This window comes from Streptosporangium sp. CA-135522 (assembly GCF_050949235.1).
In the GTDB taxonomy this organism is placed as follows: Bacteria; Actinomycetota; Actinomycetes; order Streptosporangiales; family Streptosporangiaceae; genus Streptosporangium.
Genome location: NZ_CP192026.1, coordinates 7658200 through 7674334, shown reverse-complemented (window position 1 = coordinate 7674334; position 16135 = coordinate 7658200). Strand labels below are relative to the sequence as shown.

General features: G+C 67.6%; 20 protein-coding genes. 6 read left to right on the top strand and 14 right to left on the bottom strand.

Translation table 11 applies throughout. From position 1 onward, the window contains the following. Positions 1–52: 52 nt before the first annotated feature. On the top strand, positions 53–640 hold the full coding sequence (locus ACQPYK_RS36285) for a DUF6461 domain-containing protein (RefSeq protein WP_433241471.1): 588 nt from the start codon (positions 53–55) through the stop codon (positions 638–640). Positions 641–1024: 384 nt separating this feature from the next. Here ACQPYK_RS36285 and ACQPYK_RS36280 read toward each other — a convergent pair whose 3' ends face one another. The 10 genes from ACQPYK_RS36280 to ACQPYK_RS36235 all read right to left on the bottom strand — a co-directional run bounded on the left by ACQPYK_RS36280 (position 1025) and on the right by ACQPYK_RS36235 (position 7357). Next, positions 1025–1231 (bottom strand): hypothetical protein, encoded by a 207-nt coding sequence (locus tag ACQPYK_RS36280; RefSeq protein WP_433241469.1) that lies wholly within the window; start codon positions 1229–1231, stop codon positions 1025–1027. Between the two features lie 32 nt (positions 1232–1263). Further along, the gene (locus ACQPYK_RS36275; RefSeq protein WP_433241467.1) at positions 1264–1575 is read right to left on the bottom strand and encodes a WhiB family transcriptional regulator; all 312 of its coding nucleotides are present in this window, start codon (positions 1573–1575) and stop codon (positions 1264–1266) included. Between the two features lie 19 nt (positions 1576–1594). After that, the gene (locus tag ACQPYK_RS36270) at positions 1595–1960 is read right to left on the bottom strand and encodes a hypothetical protein (protein WP_433241465.1); all 366 of its coding nucleotides are present in this window, start codon (positions 1958–1960) and stop codon (positions 1595–1597) included. Positions 1961–2153: 193 nt separating this feature from the next. Beyond that, complete coding sequence (locus tag ACQPYK_RS36265; RefSeq protein WP_433241462.1) at positions 2154–4460, bottom strand: hypothetical protein; 2307 nt, start codon at positions 4458–4460, stop codon at positions 2154–2156. Further along, on the bottom strand, positions 4460–4858 hold the full coding sequence (locus ACQPYK_RS36260; protein ID WP_433241459.1) for a hypothetical protein: 399 nt from the start codon (positions 4856–4858) through the stop codon (positions 4460–4462). Before ACQPYK_RS36260 ends, ACQPYK_RS36265 begins: the two co-directional genes overlap by 1 nt. A 3-nt stretch (positions 4859–4861) precedes the next feature. Then, on the bottom strand, positions 4862–5299 hold the full coding sequence (locus ACQPYK_RS36255; protein ID WP_433241456.1) for a hypothetical protein: 438 nt from the start codon (positions 5297–5299) through the stop codon (positions 4862–4864). Continuing rightward, a complete protein-coding gene (locus tag ACQPYK_RS36250) occupies positions 5296–5604 on the bottom strand; it encodes a hypothetical protein (protein WP_433241453.1) in 309 nt (102 codons plus the stop codon). The genes ACQPYK_RS36255 and ACQPYK_RS36250 overlap by 4 nt, the downstream gene beginning before the upstream one ends. Further along, positions 5601–5879, bottom strand: coding sequence for a hypothetical protein (locus tag ACQPYK_RS36245; RefSeq protein WP_433241450.1), 279 nt, complete (start codon positions 5877–5879; stop codon positions 5601–5603). Before ACQPYK_RS36245 ends, ACQPYK_RS36250 begins: the two co-directional genes overlap by 4 nt. Before the next feature lie 20 nt (positions 5880–5899). Further along, on the bottom strand, positions 5900–6886 hold the full coding sequence (locus ACQPYK_RS36240; protein ID WP_433241447.1) for a hypothetical protein: 987 nt from the start codon (positions 6884–6886) through the stop codon (positions 5900–5902). A 330-nt stretch (positions 6887–7216) separates the two neighbouring features. Further along, entirely contained in the window at positions 7217–7357 is a 141-nt protein-coding gene (locus ACQPYK_RS36235; RefSeq protein WP_433241444.1) for a hypothetical protein, read from the bottom strand. A gap of 602 nt (positions 7358–7959) precedes the next feature. On the opposite strand from ACQPYK_RS36235, the gene ACQPYK_RS36230 reads away from it, so the two are divergent. Continuing rightward, positions 7960–8589, top strand: a complete 630-nt coding sequence (locus tag ACQPYK_RS36230) for a helix-turn-helix domain-containing protein (RefSeq protein ID WP_433241441.1) — start codon at positions 7960–7962, stop codon at positions 8587–8589. A gap of 230 nt (positions 8590–8819) precedes the next feature. Here the strand turns inward: ACQPYK_RS36230 and ACQPYK_RS36225 are convergent, their stop codons facing one another. Together ACQPYK_RS36225 and ACQPYK_RS36220 are read right to left on the bottom strand one after the other, a co-directional pair. Continuing rightward, the gene (locus tag ACQPYK_RS36225) at positions 8820–9164 is read right to left on the bottom strand and encodes a hypothetical protein (RefSeq protein ID WP_433241438.1); all 345 of its coding nucleotides are present in this window, start codon (positions 9162–9164) and stop codon (positions 8820–8822) included. Between the two features lie 39 nt (positions 9165–9203). Next, positions 9204–9548 (bottom strand): MerR family transcriptional regulator, encoded by a 345-nt coding sequence (locus ACQPYK_RS36220; RefSeq protein ID WP_433241435.1) that lies wholly within the window; start codon positions 9546–9548, stop codon positions 9204–9206. A 515-nt stretch (positions 9549–10063) separates the two neighbouring features. Between ACQPYK_RS36220 and ACQPYK_RS36215 the strand changes: the two genes are divergently transcribed. Beyond that, entirely contained in the window at positions 10064–11440 is a 1377-nt protein-coding gene (locus ACQPYK_RS36215; RefSeq protein ID WP_433241432.1) for an MFS transporter, read from the top strand. Positions 11441–11672: 232 nt separating this feature from the next. Here the strand turns inward: ACQPYK_RS36215 and ACQPYK_RS36210 are convergent, their stop codons facing one another. After that, the gene (locus ACQPYK_RS36210; protein WP_433241429.1) at positions 11673–12518 is read right to left on the bottom strand and encodes a phosphotransferase; all 846 of its coding nucleotides are present in this window, start codon (positions 12516–12518) and stop codon (positions 11673–11675) included. A 277-nt stretch (positions 12519–12795) separates the two neighbouring features. Here ACQPYK_RS36210 and ACQPYK_RS36205 point away from each other — a divergent pair, with 277 nt between their 5' ends. Continuing rightward, complete coding sequence (locus ACQPYK_RS36205) at positions 12796–13140, top strand: hypothetical protein (protein ID WP_433241426.1); 345 nt, start codon at positions 12796–12798, stop codon at positions 13138–13140. 38 nt (positions 13141–13178) lie between these two features. Here ACQPYK_RS36205 and ACQPYK_RS36200 read toward each other — a convergent pair whose 3' ends face one another. After that, entirely contained in the window at positions 13179–13997 is an 819-nt protein-coding gene (locus ACQPYK_RS36200) for an aminoglycoside phosphotransferase family protein (protein WP_433241423.1), read from the bottom strand. A 487-nt stretch (positions 13998–14484) separates the two neighbouring features. On the opposite strand from ACQPYK_RS36200, the gene ACQPYK_RS36195 reads away from it, so the two are divergent. Continuing rightward, positions 14485–15219: a sulfatase-like hydrolase/transferase gene (locus tag ACQPYK_RS36195; RefSeq protein WP_433241420.1), complete on the top strand. Its 735-nt coding sequence runs from the start codon at positions 14485–14487 to the stop codon at positions 15217–15219. 37 nt (positions 15220–15256) lie between these two features. Next, the gene (locus ACQPYK_RS36190; RefSeq protein ID WP_433241417.1) at positions 15257–15514 is read left to right on the top strand and encodes a sulfatase/phosphatase domain-containing protein; all 258 of its coding nucleotides are present in this window, start codon (positions 15257–15259) and stop codon (positions 15512–15514) included. The last annotated feature ends 621 nt before the right edge of the window (positions 15515–16135 follow it).

The following is a 16135-nucleotide window of genomic DNA, read 5'->3' as shown; positions in this document are numbered from 1 at the left end:
GCCCTCCGTTAATCTAATGGAGGGCCGTCGGGGCATAGATCGGCGAGATTTCATGGATGCAACAGAATATTTTGACGACCTACTGGAAAGCGTCGGACTATTCCAGCAATTCTGCGGGACTTGGACCAAAGGTCTGCAGGCAGATAGTGTGGCTCGACTTCTTGGCGCCAATATGCGATCCAAATCCATGCGGACAATGCATGACGTCAACGCCAATCTATGGCGAATCGACCATCGTACGCCGGTCCTTCTTGTCGGGCCAGCCTCTGATTCATGGACTCTCGCCATCGAGCCGCAGAGCTACCGAGGTGCAGAGCCAGATCGCCTCCGCAACCTTTCCTCAGGAAACGGCCAGGCAATAAACATCCACTGGACCGTCAACCTCACCAGCGGCCTCACGCTGGCAGAAAACGGTACGATAATCACCGGACTGTCCTTGACTAACCCCTATGTGGATCGCGAGGGCGAAAATCCCGCCCGGCTTGACGAACAGTTGGAAGCCTTCGGTCTCGTCGCGGGAAGGAACTTCAACGAGCAGGTGGCGACAGCTTTTCTATTGGTCAACCGACTGACCGGTTTCATGCTCAATAGTGAATGGTTCAGCACACTGCAAACGCAGTATCTAGGAGAGAAGCGCTGAGAATTGCCAAAGAGTGGAATCAAAATCTTATAGTCATGTCAACGGTGCTGCGATAATAAGACTCGATTGTCTTGTTGTAGCAAGTGGTGATGCATGCCATCAACTGAGCCAGTTAAAGCACTTCTCCACGACGCCGCGATGCAGCAGACCTCTGCGAAAGTGGGAGGCTATCCGCCCCGGGGGCCGCGACCTGAAGGAAGCGGCTCACAGGTTCGGCACCGTCATCTGTGCGGAGAAGACCATCAGTGGCTCATCCTTGGTCTTGGGAATTGCTCTGAAGTGAGATAAGTCTGGTGCTGTGTAGTCGCTCGACTCTGGCATGTCAACCTCCGTTGAAGGTGCTCACAAACGTTCGACGACGTTGCGGCTCCAGCTGAGGCCGGGCTAGGTGTTTTTGGAGTTCATCCGCCGCTGCTGCTCGCGCAGCGCCTTACGAACCGCTGCGGCGTCTCGTCGCTTGGCCGGGATCACCTCACACGGGTGGCCGAGCTGTCCGAGGGCGCCGACGACCGCGTCTCGTTGGATACGGCTGCTGGTCTCCTCGATCCGCGGTGGGGAGGCGTAGACGATGAACCATTTCTTGCCCAGCATGATGAAGTTCTCCTCTCAGGCCTTGCGGCCCATCAGACGAGCGCCGGCACGTCGCCGACGCCCCGTGCCTCGGCACAGTCGGTGGCGGAGAGGAGGGGGCGGCGTTCGCGTTCGGACAGGCCACCCCAAACGCCGAACCGCTCGTGATTGGCCAGCGCGGAGGCCAGGCATTCGTTGCGCACCTCGCACGAGCGGCATATCTGTTTCGCGTCGCTGGCAGAGCCGCCCTTCTCCGGGAAGAAGGTCTCTGAGTCGATCTCCGCGCACCGGGCGAAGTCTCGCCAGTCGAACGCCTGGTCGGTCACGTCGTCGTATTGCCGTGGCGGCCAGATTCGCGGGGTCATGTCGTCTCCCGTGAGTTGATCAAGCGAGGGCGTTGGACAGGTAGGCCAGGGTGATCGCGACGATCGTCGCTCCCCCGCCCACGCAAACGATCACGACCGTGGGTGTCCAGAGGTGCCGGCCGCGGATCGAGCGGGCCGCGACGTCGGCGGCGGCCAGATGAAAGACGGCCAGCAGGATCCAGAACGCAGCCGTCGGCAGGGGCGGGGCGAGGGTCATCAGGTCGGGGTAGAAGATCAGCCCGAGCAGGGCGAGGAAGATCGTTGCTGCCGCGTTTGTGATCTCCCTTGCCCTGCTCGGGGCAGCGGGTCGAGGGCCTCGACGGCGGGGCGGCAGGGGCATCTCGACGTCGCTGCCGGAGGGGCTCGAACGGGGGTCATCGGTCATCGCGGATTTCCGTTCTCGATCTTGTGTGGTTACCGTGCGTGCGCGGGCGCCGAGCCGTGCGCGGTGCTGAGCGGACTGTGACGGCGACTGTGACGTTCCGGCTGTTTCGCCTCGTGTCCTTAAGAGGGGGAGGGGTTCGCGCCTGATTTGTCCGCCCGTAACTGTGACGTGATCTTGCATCACAGTGAGAGCGTCACACCTCCAGCACTAGCGACTCTGCGTAGTCGTCGAGATCGCCCCGACGGGTGTGCCGAACCTCGTACACGCCATAACCCTCGGCATCCTCGACGCACCCCCACCCCTGCAGCGTCTTGAGCTCTTTGCGCACCCACGAATCCCCTCGGCGGGCCCGCCGATCCAGCGCGTCATACAAGTCGCTCGGCCGGAAGGTGCCGCCCTCGCCGACGTCGTCGCGCAGCACGGCGAGCAGGACGTCGAAAGCCTCGTTGCGGTCGAGGATCGGCTCGAAATGCGCTTCGTCGGGATCCGGCGGGAACTCGATGTCGTCGGCGGCGACCAGCGGGCCCACCGCCTCGTCATCGTCTTGGCCGTAGCGTTCGAGCCCGTCGACCGCCAGGCCCAGCACGGCGCCCGCCTCGGCGTCGCCGTGCAGCATGTTCGCCATGTCGCCGACGACGTCCTCGGCGGCTTCGGTCAGCTCGGCGCGCTCGTCCGCAGCCGTCGGTTCGCTCTCACCTGGCTCGCCGAGATCGAATCCCTCCTCGGGTCCTGTGGGGAGTGGGGCCGGTGGGCGGGGGGCCGTGGGCAGGGACACGGCGGGGACAGGCCGCTCGTCGAGCAGGACCGCGCCGGCGAAGGCGTGCTGCTGGGGGCGGCGGCCGTGCTTAGCTTCGATCTGTGCCCGATACTCCTGGTAGGGCTCGCCCCAGGTGGCGACCGTCCACGGGTCGCAGGGGCTGGCCAGATGCATGTACTCGGCGAGGGCGGCCTCGATGTCGGAGCCGTCGGGAGCATGTCGGGCGAAGCGGGCTGGTACGGCCTGGCGGGCGAGCGGCAGCTCAGGAAACACGACGAGGCAGGTGCCGGGCTGCTTGTTCTGCCAGGCCCCAGGGTTGACGCCGAGCTCCAGCAGCGCGGGTGGCACGACGAGAGCGGCGTCGTCGTAGTCGTAGGTGCCGAACACCAGCATCGCCGCCATGTTCGAGCGGGCGTTGGTGTCGACGCGGTCGTGAATGCCCTTTTGCACCTCGACGATGATCTCGATGCCGACCGAGGCGGCCCGCTCGGTCAGCTTGGTCATGTCCTGGTTGTTGAACAGGGCGGCGGCCTCGTAGACGTGCACCGCGACCCACGACAGGCCGCAGCCGGGCTCCCACTCGCGCAGACGCCGGCCGAGCCGGTTACGCGTCGGGTCGCCGAGGATCGCCGCGCGGGTCGGGATCGTCGAGGCCACCAGCCGGTGAAAGAACGACCTGATCTTGGGGGCGGTGTTCAGCACGTAGTCGGCGCCGGCTTCGATCGGGCCGAGCTGCTGGTCGGCCTTGACCGGGTCGCACACGACGAGGATCGCATCGGATCGGGTGGCGATGTTGACGTCGAGCAGCTCACCGGATGCGCCCTTGCCTGAGCGGCTCATGCCGTAGATGCCAATGTGCGACTGCATCTTGGGCTCGCCGTCGGACGTGCGGGGCGCGACATACGGCAGGGTCAGCGACAGGTCGAGCAGGTCCCGGTAGCGGCCGATCCCCTCGATCGGCTCGATCATGCTCGCGCCTGGCGCGTTCGGCCCCTGCCAGTGCATCGCCGTCTTGAGCGGGTCGCGGCGGGCGACGCGCACGATCACCTTGTCGAGGTAGTCGCCGGCGATCAGAGAGGCGCCGCCGGCCAGGCCGCCGGCGAAACGGGTGACGCGCTCCAGTAGCGGGCCGACGTCGGACGGGATACCGGCCTCGCCGAGGTCGAGGCCGACGGCGAGTTCGTCGGCGTTGTCCTTGAGCACGGTCATGGTGGAGTCGACCAGCGAGGGGGCGTGTTCGGCGGTGAAGGCCCGCCACCGCTGCGGCAGCGCGCCCCCAGCGCCGCCGTGGCGCTCCAGCTCGCGCATCGCCGTGCTCGTGTGGCGCCGGTTCCACACGATCGCGCTGGTGATTCCGAAGATCGCGGACGCGATGAGCACGTACTTGTCGGGGCCGTAGGCCACGGTGTAGGCGACCACGCCAACGGGGGCTGAGACGTTGAACAGCTCGTGCGCGCGGCCCAGGTGCATGCGGCCCCGGGTCAGGGTCAGCGAGACGTACAGCATCACCACGCCTGCGACGGCGATGCAGATCGCGGTGAACGCCTGCACCTCGCCCCACCGGGCGAGCCACCACGCCAAGGGGGCCAGGCCGAGCGCCGCGGCCAGCAGCGTCCAGGGTGCGAGCACCCGCCACATCTGCGACAGCTCGCCGCCGACGTCGCCGAGTGACTTACGCAGGGTCTTCTCGCTGCGGCGCGTCTCGCGTAGCGCCTTGCTCGTCAATGCCTGCTGCTGGGCCATCACACGTCCATCCGGTCGTCGGGCTCCGGCTTGTGGCGGCGGGCCTCGGTTTTGCCGTACTTCTTCTCGCGCAGCCGGTCGATCTCGACGCCTGCGTGCTTTTCCAGGGCGGGGTACAGGATGCGCACGCCGTGCCGGGCGACCCGCACGGCCACGGCGGCCGTGATCAGGCCGCGGGTCGCTGACAGGGCGCGCAGGTACTTGTCCTCGCCGGTGCCCAGGCCCTGCTTGTGAGCCTCCTTCAGCAGGGCGAACACCCGCTTGACGAGCTCTTTGCGGCGGGCCTCGAACTCGGTCGCCAGATCGCCGAGGATCTCATCAGCGGCGCGGCCGTAGACCCGCACCTGCCCGGGGGTGCGGGTCGGAATCTTGCCGAGGTCGGCCGAACGGCGTGCCACGGGTCAGACCTCCAGGATCGGATTGTCGGGGTCGTCGTCTCGGCCGGGCGGCGGCGCGTCCGGCGGCCAGATGACGGCGGGGATCGAGCCGGTCGCGTCAGGGCCGGCGTCGGTGAGGTCAAGGTCGTCGCGCTCGATCGGGTAGATGCGCGGGGTCGCGGCGCGGGCGCCGAGCCGCAACCAATACCAGGCCAGACCGGCAGCGGCGGCGGCCACCAGGGCGGCCAGGAGGACGCCAGCCAGAATCAGGGCGGCGGCGAACGCGCCGACTAGGCAGGCCGCGCCGAGCACGGTCTTGGCTAGGCGGCCGAGGATGTGCGCGGGGCGCCGGTGCATCCGCTCCTGGGCCCACCAGACGCGCAGCGGGGTGCCGTCGTAGCGGGACAGCCGCACCCCGGCAGCTACCGCGAGCAATCCGGCGGCCAGGAGAAACGGGATCATCGTCTCGCCTTTCGCGCCTTGGCGGAGATGCCGGCCCGGTCGCCGAGCTGCTGGCACCAGGCGGGCAGCGCCGCACCGACCAGGAGCCCGAACAGCGTCCCGGCGATGCCGGATGCCGCTGCGGTGTTCAGACCCCATCGGGTCAGGCCGAGCCAGACGGCCGCGGCGAGGACGGCGGCGACGGCGAGCAGGCCGAGCATCCGCGGTGGGCGTTGCTTCTTTTCAGTGGCAGGCCGCGCGGCTCGGGGGGCGGCCGGGGCGGGGCGGTCAACGCGGTGGAAAGTCGAGTGCTCCTCTCCGGTCATGCCGTCACCTTCTTCGCCGCGTCCAGCCGGCGGCGGGTCCGGCTGTCCAACTGGCCGTACCAGGCCTTGCGCATCTTGCGGCCGTAGGAGTCGTTGCAGCCGCCCACCTCGGCGAGCCTGGCGCCGGTGGGAAGGTCGTTCTTCTCGATGCATTCCTGCCAGTAGCGCCACATGGCTTCAGTGGCGGACGCGGTAGCGGTCTCGGTGTCGTCGTCGGTGTCGGTGACGTCCTCGCGGAGGGCCGCGATGATCGCCTCCAAGTCGTCTTCCGCCACCTCGGGCGCTACCTGCTCCGCTACCTTGTCGGAAGTGGCGGTGGAGGTGGCGGTGTCGGTGGCGGTCGGTGCCGCCAGGAGGGTTGCCCAGTCGGCGTCGGAAAGGTGAGCGACTCCATGCCCGCCACCATCGCCGCTACCTGGGGCGCTACAGGGTAGGAGGTGGCGCTACCAGCGGCCGGCAGGTGGCGGCCGGCGGCGAACGCCGCCAGGGACGTGACCGCGGCGGACACCTCGCGGTCGTTGCTGCGCTTGCGGTCGATCGTGTCGGACCACCGGTCGAGGGCGCCGGCGAGTTTGATGGCGTCGTTGTTGCGCTGGGCGCCGGTGACGGCGGGGTGGTCGAGGTCGGCCCAAGGTGCCGCCGCGATCTCCAGGAGAGCGGTGATGCTGTCGCCGCCGCCGAGGGCGGTCGCGATATCCAGCAGGGTCGCCTGCGTCGCCTTATTGCGGGCGAGGTCGGTGTGCTCTACCGCCTGGTCCAAGGCGCGATCCCGCTTGGTGACGGCGGATCTGATCTTGCGGCCGGAGGCGTTTGCCTGGCGGGACTGGTGGACGCGCTTGGCGGCCAGGGCGAAGCGGGTGAGCCGCCGGTGGGTGTCCACCTCGCTTGCGGTTCGGTCCCGCGCTTCGGCCAGGCCCAGCCGTACGAGGATCCGCTCCGGGGTGATGCGCCAGTGGATGCCGGCCAGACCCGTGAGGCGGTGCCGCTCGATCGCCATGCCACGCTCCCAGAGCCACGCGGCTACCAGCGGAGCGGCGAGACGGAACACGGCCTCGGGCAGAGACGCGGCTTCCATGGCGGACAGGACCGCGGACAGCGACGTGAGAGCCCACACGGCCATGCCGTCGACGCCCGCCGAGTACTTCTCTTTCATCGACCTCTTCGCGCGCACCGCAGATGTGATGACAGCGACCTCGATGAACGCGAACATGGCCACACGCCAGTACCAGGGGACGGCGGGCATGATGCGCTCGAAGAACTGCCACATACCGCTGGCGCTCACCGCAGTGGCGATGCCCGCAGCGATGACGGTGAGGGTGTCCTCGGACGGGCGGGGGAGAGACGTGAGATGAGGAGAGGAGGAAGACGTTTCCCGGCACGGAGGACGGCGCGAGCCGAGAGGCAGCTGGGGATCAGGAGGGCTATGACGATCACGCCGATGATGGCCGATATGACCGGGTGGTCCGCTATGAAGGCGTCGGCCTCCGCGAGGGTCTGCGGAACAGGGCCGACCAAGTCGGTTAAGGTCTGCACGTTCGGGCTCCAGTTGAGTGGGGCGTCGAGCAAGTAGGAGACCCCCGTCGGCTGGCAGGCCGGCGGGGGTTCCCTGCGTTCAGGGGTCGGTGTGTTCGAGGTCGGCGAGGGCCCGGTTCATGAGGGTCGCGAGGGCGTGTTCGAGGTCAGTGATGGCGACGAGGATTTGTTCGATGCGCTCGTCGGCTCCGGTGGGGAGGTCGAGCGCTTCGTCGTCCATCGCTGCCTCCTCGTGGTTGGATGGCCGGCCTCTGCCCGGAAGCGGCACGGGCAGAGGCCGGGGTCCAGCAGGACCTGGGTTTGGACGCTGCCGGAAGGGGCGGCCCTGGCCTCCACGGGGGGAGAGGCACAGGGCCTGGGGTCCGGCGGGAGGTACGGGGGCGACCTCACCGCCGGACGTGTGTGGGGTGGCCCCGCCCGCCCCTCCAAGCTCTGCGGGGCCACCCGTCGGCACCGACTGCCGCGCGCCCGGATCGCGGCGGCAGCCGGCTGTCTAGGGGATGGAGCCGCGGTTTTCGGTGAGGGGGCGGGGCTGGCGGGGACGCGGAGTGTGCAGACCGGACGGTGAGGCCCCACACCGGCTCCGGTCCTCGGCGTGGCCTGGCCCTCTGATCTCGTACAGCGTGCGGTCCACTCTGATGATCACCAGGAGTGCCTGGTCACAACGGGCGGGGTCGGACACCGGCGGATTGCCGCGGGCCGTACGCCAGGGCCGGCGCTGGTCGGGGAGGACGTCCTTGGCTTCGTGGGACTTGGTCGGCGGCCCCGTAGCCAGGCGGCGTTCTCGTGGTGGCACTCCGGGGCGACCTCGCAGGGTGCGACGTGCCGTTCGAGCGCGGTGCGGAGTTCGGGCAGGTGCAGGAGGCCGTTGACGCGGCGGAACCGCTCGGTCGCCTCGGCCATGCCGCTCGCGCACCGGCTCGGCGCCTTGGAGTCGCCCAGGATCACCGACTCGATGCCGCATTCGGAGGAGGACGACGCCGTGGAAGAAGAGGAAGCCAAACCGCCTCGCGGCTCTGCCCGATCTGGGACAATGATCACATTGTGATCTCCCCTCCTCCACGCCCCACCATCTACGCGGATGTGACCCTGTGTGCTGATGAAAGCGCACGGGTCATCCCGTTCGTCCTACCTCTGAACGTGCCTGAAGAGTCGATGAGCATGACCGTCCGCGAATGGCTCCGGCTGGATGAGAGGGCAATGATGGTCGGAACCCTTGACCAGTCGGCGATCATCGCCCGGCTCAGGGCACTCCGGCTCGCTCGCGGGCTGACGGTCCAGTACCTCGCCGATCAGACGGGAATCCACCGTTCGATCATCGGCAAGCTGGAGCGCGGCCAGCGGAAGACGTTCAATCTCGATGAGGCCAGGGCGCTGTGTGACGCTCTCAAGGTCGATCTGCGGATGGTGATCAGTGATGAGCCCATGGTGATCACGACGAACCCCTCATGAAGTCCGGCCGGCTCGCAAGGCCGGCCCCACACTCCGGTCATGGCGGATATCGGCCACCTCGACGCCTGGCGGCTGTGACCGGACGGCGAGTCCACCGCGGAGAACGACTTGTTCGGACTGCAGACGCTCCGGTGGGCATCGTCGGCTTTCTCAAGGTGGTCGCCTTCATCCCGGCGTGCCTCCTGAACCTGCGCTCGTAGCGGGATCTGTGCTGCTCGCCCAAAAGGTGCTCACGAAACCACCGGCGATCTCCAAGCATCCACATGCGGTCCATATCCGCCGCCCGCGCGTCCAGACAAGGTCATTTGCTTGAACCTGTCGCCGGGATGGCGAGCCGGTTGCCGGACCTGCCCGGTGCTGACGTCGACCGCATAAGTGCACATGACTTCCATGTCGTGGTAGACGAGCGTGACCTCGGATCCGCTCTGCCAGAGGGAGATATCGGAGACGCCTCCGTCCTTCGGCAGGCCGCGGATGACCGCCTTCCGCAGGGTCCGCCCGGTCTTGGCGACGCCGGCCTTGATGCCGATCGCCTCGAACTTGCCGGGTACCGACACCGTTTTGCCGGTGCGCATGTCGATCTTGTCGGTCGGTGCGTTCGTCCGGGTGGCGGCTCAGGGCTGTGCCAGATAGCCGGCCAGGGTACCGCGGTTACGTTGGAGACCGTCGATACGTTCGTCCATGGCCGCCAGTTCCCGGTCCATGATGGCCCGCAGATCCGCGCACCAGTCGAATTCGGGATGCTCGCCCCGGGTGCACGGCAACACCACACGGATCACCTCGGTGGTCAGGCCCGCATTCAGCAAGGCGCGAATCTTCCGCACCGTGATCACCGAGTCTTCGTCGTAGCCGCGGTAACCGTTCGAATCACGCCTGGCCTCAAGCAATCCCTGCGCCTCGTAGTACCGCAGCAACCGCGAGCTGACCCCGGTACGCCGGGACAATTCTCCGATCAGCATGTGACCCGCCTTGTTCGGGGTTGACCTTCCAACCGATGTCAAGCCTTAACGTCGCGCCGTGAGCAAACATTTCGCGCACCCGTCCACGGTTCCGGCGCCAGGCCGCTGCTCGCGCGTCACGCCACGTAGCGAGACCCACTCGTCCTGGACGAGGTGGCCGACGGACCGGTCGTCGTGACCGGTCCGTTGGTCCGTCCGCTCGATTCCGTGCTGTTGTTCGAGCCGCAGGCGTCGGCCCGGTCGAAGACGCGCCGGCCGCAACCGCCGCAATCCCTCATCGGAAAACATGTCGCCGACCCGAAGCGATTTACGCGCGAACACGAAATGAAGCGGCCGATGTCGCCCATGAAACGCGGCCCGAAATGTGCTCCCCGCTTACGAACGCGTTTCGTGTTTTCGAATCGAAAATTACACCGGGGTGCGGAATTCGCCGCTTCCCGGCTCGGATCCCTGGAGTGCGGTAATAAATGGCAAACAGCTTGACCCCGAGTGAAGAGCGACCGGGAGGTGACGCCTTGGCGGCGCCCGCGGTCCGGAAGGATTCCCCGCGCTGGTCGGCGCGGCTGTGGATCGCACTGCTCATCTGCAGTGGGGTGATTCTGCTCGATGGGCTCGACATCTCGATGATCGCTGTGGCGATACCGGAGATCCAGCACGAGTTCGGGATGGACGCGGCTGCCGCGCAGTGGTTGGCGGGCGCCTACATCCTGGCATTCGGCAGTTTCCTGTTGCTGGGCGGACGATGCGCCGACTTGTTCGGCCGACGGCGGGTGCTGGTGGTCGCGATGGCCCTGTTCGCGCTTGTGTCGCTGCTCGGCACACTCGCCGACGACGCGGTCCTGCTGGTCGTCTCACGCTTCGTCAAGGGCATGGCCGCGGCTTTCACCGCACCGGCAGCCATGTCAGTGCTGACCACGACCTTTCCCGAAGGCCCGCAGCGGAACAAGGCGTTCGGGATCTTCAACGTCTTCGAGGCATCGGGATACTCCTCCGGGCTGCTGATAGGCGGCCTGCTCGCAGCGCTGAACTGGCGAGCCATCTTCATCCTGCCGATCCCGATCGCCGTGCTGATTCTGGCGGCCGCGTTGCGCTTCCTGCCGCCGGATCCGCCGCGCGCCGAGCGGCCGCGGCTGGACATCGGCGGCGCCGTGACCCTGCTCGCCGGGATGCTGCTGCTCGTCTTCACGGTGTCCTCCGCAGCGGATGCCGGCTGGACGTCGCTGCGGACCATAGGCGGATTCGCCCTGTCCGGGTTGCTGCTCGTCGCTTTCATCGTGATCGAGCGCACCGTGAAGGAACCGCTGGTTCGCCTGGGCATATTCCGCAACCGGAGTTTGGTGGCCGCCAACGTCAGCTCTGCCCTCCTGTACGGCGGCGCCATGGGGTTTCAATTCCTGCTTGCCCTGTACTTGCAGAACCTGCACGGTTGGCAGCCGTGGCAGATGGCATTGGTGCTGTTGCCGGCGGGACTCATGGTGGTCGTCATCGGGCCCAGACTCGGGACTTTGATGAACAGGTTCGGCGTGACCGGGGTGCTGCTGGTCGGGCTCGTGTCATTCGTTCCGTGTTACTTGTTGATGCTGCGCATCGGCCCTGAGCCGGACCTGTGGACAGTGTTGTTGCCCGCGTCGCTGTTGTGGGGTCTGGGCTTCGCGCTCAGCATCTCGGCGTTGATGGTCGCCGGCACCAGCGGGGTGGCCGACCACGAGCAGGGACTGGCCGCCGGGCTGCTCAACAGCTCGCTGCAGGTTGGCGGTGCCGGCGGCCTCGCGGTCGTCGCCGCAGCGATCGTGCCCGGTACGCAGCTGACCATGCTCTATCCGGGGGTGGCGGTCATCCTGACATTCGCGATCCTGACGCTGCTGGCGCAGCTGCTGCGTGGACAGAGGTGACCACGGCGGGCGGAGCGGCCCGGCGGAGCGGAGCCGGATTCTGGTGGCCGGTGTGCCGGTCGACTGTCGCACGCGGCTTCGAGCGGAGGATCGGCCAGGTGCGCGTCTGCCGATCCCGCCTACGGGTCACGTCCACGGACGCACCCGCCTACGACGGCCTGCGGGAACGCGTGGCTTCGCTCATGGCTCCGGACCGGCTCACCGGAACACATGAGCGGAGTGTCCAGGGCGATTACCGGTCGGCGTTCTGCTCCAGCCATGCGACGATGTGCCGCACATAGCTTTCGACGTTCGCCAGGGGCCTGCCGTCGAGCGCGGCGACGAGGTGGGTGACACCGAACGCCCGGTCCCAGACCCGGGCGCGCCGGTAGGTCTCGCCGTCGACGGCCTCACGGACGTTGTCCCAGCCGTGCACCCACCCCAGGAAGGCGGTGTCGACCGCCGGGTCGAACAGCTGTGCCCGGTCCCAGTCCAGGACGCCGATCAGCTTGCCGTCCTTGCTCCAGTGGATGTTCTCTCCGCCGAGATCGCCGTGGACGAGGGAGTCCGGGACCGGTCGCAGGGTCAGGGCCTCCTCCAGCCGCCGCCGGCCTTCGTCGCGCCACTTGCCGGGCAGGCGCGGGATGACCTCTTCGGCCAGGATGTCGGCCCAGTGATGACCGTCCGTGTACGTGCGCGGCGTACCCAGTACGGCTCTCAACTGCGCAGTGACGGGGAGCTCCCGCAGAGCTTGGAGGAGCTCGCCGAGTCTCGCCGGGTCGCCCACGCCGTCGGGCAGCCCGGCGCCGTCGAGCCATGAGACGGCGACGGCCGCGCGCTCGTCGAACATCGTCACCGGAGTCAGCGGCTCCGGCACCGCGAACGGCAGCCCGGAGGCCGCGATGACCCGCAGCAGTTCGGTCCGGCGCGGCAGGGCCTCCGCCCCGGACGGGCGTCGGCTGACCCGCACGGCCGCCACCCCCGGAAACAACACGACGTCGTGCATCCCGCCCTGGACGAACCGTGCGGTGTCGAGGGAAGCGCCCGGCATGAGCGCGTCGGCTATATCCAGCAACTCGGCGGGGACCCGGTCACTCACTTCTCAACCTTTTCTCGGGCGATCCATCGCTGACAGCCGGCCTCGGGCGGCACCGAAGCTCTGTTCGGTTCGGACACGCCGGCGACGCATCCTAACGTCGGCGTCGCATCATGTGTCCGGGGGATGCGCGGTCTCCGGGGGCAGGACCGAGCAGCCGGCTCCGCCGAAGAAATAATGGATTTGTGGGTGAAATGCCGGGAAGAGGCATATTTAGGCTGTTTGTGCTTCTGGTGGCTCTCGAACGAGGGCCGTGGGTACCCGCCGGAAGGAGATACCAGTGAACGGCAAGCGACCGTCGGTGCTCACCGCGGCCTTCCTCGCCGCGGTCACGCTCTGGCCGGGCGAGATCGCGACGGCCTCGGCGCTCGCGGACTCCACGGGGGCGGTGGGGGTCATCTCCGTTCAGAGCGACAGCTCGCACGTCAGGCGCTGCTGGTCCAGAGGGCCGCTCATATGCTGCCACTCCTGGAAGGGCGTCAGGTGCCACAGAAGCCCACGGGCCCGGCGCAGGGATCTGGACGACCTCCACGACGAGTGGCGGGACCGCCACAGGAGGGACGACCGGCACGAGAGCTTTCACCGCGAGGACTTTCACCATGAGGACTTTCACAAAGTCTGGTGAGAGCGCACCGGCACCGTCCTGCGGCTCCCGATCGCCGGTCATGACCGTCCGAGGTGGGTGAGCAGGCGAACCGCCTGGCGTTCCACGGTGCCGGGCGGATTGCGTGGATGATCGGGATCATCGTGCATGAGCATGATCAGCCAAGTGAGGGCCAGCAGGCGGCGGCACTCACGGAGCCTGCGAGCTTCGGTGGCGGTCAGCGCGAAGTGGCCGAGCAGCGCGGAGGCGTCGAGCCCGGTATCGACCCACGCGGAGACGTGCTCGGTGACCTCGGCGAGCTCGAAGGCCCGGTCGCTTCGTCCGGACTCCTCGAAATCGACCAGCCGAATCCGCGAACCGTCCCACAGGTAGTTCGCCAGATTGCCGTCTCCCATCCCGAACACCGGAGTTCCCGGATCACCGGCGATCTCGTCCCCGGTCAGCTCCAGCCACTCTTGGCCCGCCGCGAGCGCCTCGGCCACCCCGGGATCGAGATCATGGAACGACGGTTCCGCGCACCAGCCGCGTACCAGGTCGACAACCTGGGCGGCGTGGCCGTGCCGTAGCGCGAGTCCCTCCAGCACCCGGGCGGGCACGGCCGTGTGCAGCGCCGTGATCGCCTCGACCACGGCGGTGAGCTGCCGGCGGTCCAGGATCTGGCCGCGCAGGGGCACTCCGGGAAGACGCGACATGGCGATCACCGGCTCCGCCGGCAAGCCGGCGTGTACCGGGTGCGCGGCCAGTCCGGGAGCGTACTCGGCCAGCAGGGTCAGCGCCCGCCACTCGGCCTCCGGCTCACCGCGCTCCCGCGATCGGAACCTCTTGATCACAAGGTCCGCGAGCAGTTCGATGTCGTGCGTGCTCCACCGGTCGGTCACTCGCCCCCCTCGACGTCCGAGCCGTGATCCTCGCAGCGCGGCGAGAGTCGCGGCAACCGGAGTGTCATGGCGTATTCCCGGACGCGGCGCTCATGTCTGCGGCGTCTCCGCCTGCGCTTGGCGGTTTTCCGGGGGTGAGTCACCAAAAGGTTCGGGCGAAGGAATCGATTCTGGGCATGGACGGGCCGCCCTATTTCGGCCAGGCTCTGTCGGTTGCACTCCAGACTGGTATAGGGCGGCCCGTAACGCCAGATAATGCCTATTTAGTAGGCCATTGACAAGGGCTTTGCCGGTGGAAACTCCAAAATGGGGATACGGGTGAACCAGTGAGGCTGGTGTGACGTCCGCTGAGTGTGTCGACGCTCCGGCGTCTGACGCCGTTCTTTCCTTCGAGCCGCACCGACGATCCCCTCCAGCGGGCTCACGACGCCCGTTGTCTGCCGTTCGCTGTCCTGCCGTCCGTTGTCCTGCCCTGCGGAGGAAGCGCATGCCCGCACACCCGCGCCGACATCAGCTCGGCGCAGCACTGCTCGCCCTGGCCGGTGTCGCCACGTTGACGACCGCCGCCGGTGTGTCGGCGGTCAAGCCCAACGTGGTCGTCATCATGGTCGATGACATGAACGTGTCCGCCCTGCGGTATCTGCCCAACGTGCGATCGTTGCTCGCCGCACAGGGCACCACCTTCGACAACAGCGTGGTGTCCTACTCGCTGTGCTGCCCGTCGCGCAGCACTTTCCTCACCGGGCAGTACGCGCACAACCACGGCGTGCTGGGCAACCAGCCGCCGGACGGCGGGTACGAGAAGTTGCCCGCCGCGGAGACCCTGCCGGTCTGGTTACGCCGGGCAGGCTACGCCACCGCGCACATCGGCAAGTTCCTCAACGGCTACGGCGGTCAGCGTCCCACGGAGATCCCTCCGGGCTGGGCCGAGTGGTACGGCTCGGTGGACCCGAGCACCTACCGCATGTGGGGATACACGCTCAACGAGAACGGCACCCTGCACACCTACGGCGCGGCCGACCAGGAGGATCCCGCCCTCTACCAGACCGACGTCTACGCCCGTAAAGCGTCGATTACATCAAACGCAAGGCGCCGGCCGGCGAGCCCTTCTTCCTGTCCTTCGCGCCACTGGCACCGCACGGCGAGGGAGCCGCCGGGGCGGACCTGTCCCGGCGCAACCCCCGCCCCGCGCCCCGGCACCGTGGCGATCTGGAAAGCGTGAAATCGCCGTCGACACCGTCTCGCCCGCCCGCGGCATAGTGATCGAGACCGGTCCCAAGCAGAGCGGCAGGTGGTACGCCGGTCTGCGCACTCCGAGATGGAAGTACGTCGAACACTCGACCGGTGAGCGGGAGCTGTACGACCTGCAGCAGGATCCCTACGAACTGGCGAGCGTGCATAACGATCCGGGTTACGCCGTCACGCGGCAGGCACTGGCCGGCCGGCTCGCCACCCTGCGCACGTGTGCCGGCGACGTGTGCCGGCAGTGGACCCCGGTGCCCGCGCCGAAGCCCTGAACGGAGCCGTGGGGTCGTCCGCCCGGGTGACGGGGCCGGGCAGACGGCCTGCGCGCGGCGGCTCGGCGACCTGCCGGCGCAGACGACGGTGCCGGGAATGCGGGCCGATGCTCCGGTGGAAGGCCGGCATCCCGGCGGAGAACCGGCGGGACACGCCGAAGTCATGCTGCGGCCTGTTTCGAGCGGGATGGTCTGGTGTGAGGTTTTCATTCTTCGGAGCCGCCGGAACGGACGAAGGCCGAATGCGCCTGGTGGGTGGAGTTCTTTCATCGGAAACGCGTTCCGAGGAATTGCAGGGTCACGTGACACCGGATGCCGATAAGATCGCCACGGGTCTGGTCGTATCGATTTCCAGCTGTTCGGAAATGGATTTACGAGCATGTGCGCGACCTCTGATGCCGGTGGAGCGAGAGCCGGTGAGTTCCGGCGCCGGGATGCTCTGTTCTCGGCCGGGAATACCGGGACGCCTCGTTTCCGGTCGGGGAAACGAGGCGCGGGCGGCGGTTTCGGATGGGGAGAGCACACCCGTCTCGTGCCGGATGTGATCCGGAAGCCACGTCTTCGGCGCTTCGGGTACGCGTCTCCCGTCCGATCGACTTCACCCGCTCCCGGCGAGGAGCA

What these genes read in the sequence shown, in the direction of transcription:
- ACQPYK_RS36285 (WP_433241471.1), top strand. Translation starts at nt 53, where the DNA reads ATGGATGCAACAGAATATTTTGACGACCTACTGGAAAGCGTCGGACTA.
- ACQPYK_RS36280 (WP_433241469.1), bottom strand. Translation starts at nt 1,231, where the DNA reads ATGCTGGGCAAGAAATGGTTCATCGTCTACGCCTCCCCACCGCGGATC.
- ACQPYK_RS36275 (WP_433241467.1), bottom strand. Translation starts at nt 1,575, where the DNA reads ATGACCCCGCGAATCTGGCCGCCACGGCAATACGACGACGTGACCGAC.
- ACQPYK_RS36270 (WP_433241465.1), bottom strand. Translation starts at nt 1,960, where the DNA reads ATGACCGATGACCCCCGTTCGAGCCCCTCCGGCAGCGACGTCGAGATG.
- ACQPYK_RS36265 (WP_433241462.1), bottom strand. Translation starts at nt 4,460, where the DNA reads ATGGCCCAGCAGCAGGCATTGACGAGCAAGGCGCTACGCGAGACGCGC.
- ACQPYK_RS36255 (WP_433241456.1), bottom strand. Translation starts at nt 5,299, where the DNA reads ATGATCCCGTTTCTCCTGGCCGCCGGATTGCTCGCGGTAGCTGCCGGG.
- ACQPYK_RS36250 (WP_433241453.1), bottom strand. Translation starts at nt 5,604, where the DNA reads ATGACCGGAGAGGAGCACTCGACTTTCCACCGCGTTGACCGCCCCGCC.
- ACQPYK_RS36235 (WP_433241444.1), bottom strand. Translation starts at nt 7,357, where the DNA reads ATGGACGACGAAGCGCTCGACCTCCCCACCGGAGCCGACGAGCGCATC.
- ACQPYK_RS36225 (WP_433241438.1), bottom strand. Translation starts at nt 9,164, where the DNA reads ATGCGCACCGGCAAAACGGTGTCGGTACCCGGCAAGTTCGAGGCGATC.
- ACQPYK_RS36220 (WP_433241435.1), bottom strand. Translation starts at nt 9,548, where the DNA reads ATGCTGATCGGAGAATTGTCCCGGCGTACCGGGGTCAGCTCGCGGTTG.
- ACQPYK_RS36195 (WP_433241420.1), top strand. Translation starts at nt 14,485, where the DNA reads ATGCCCGCACACCCGCGCCGACATCAGCTCGGCGCAGCACTGCTCGCC.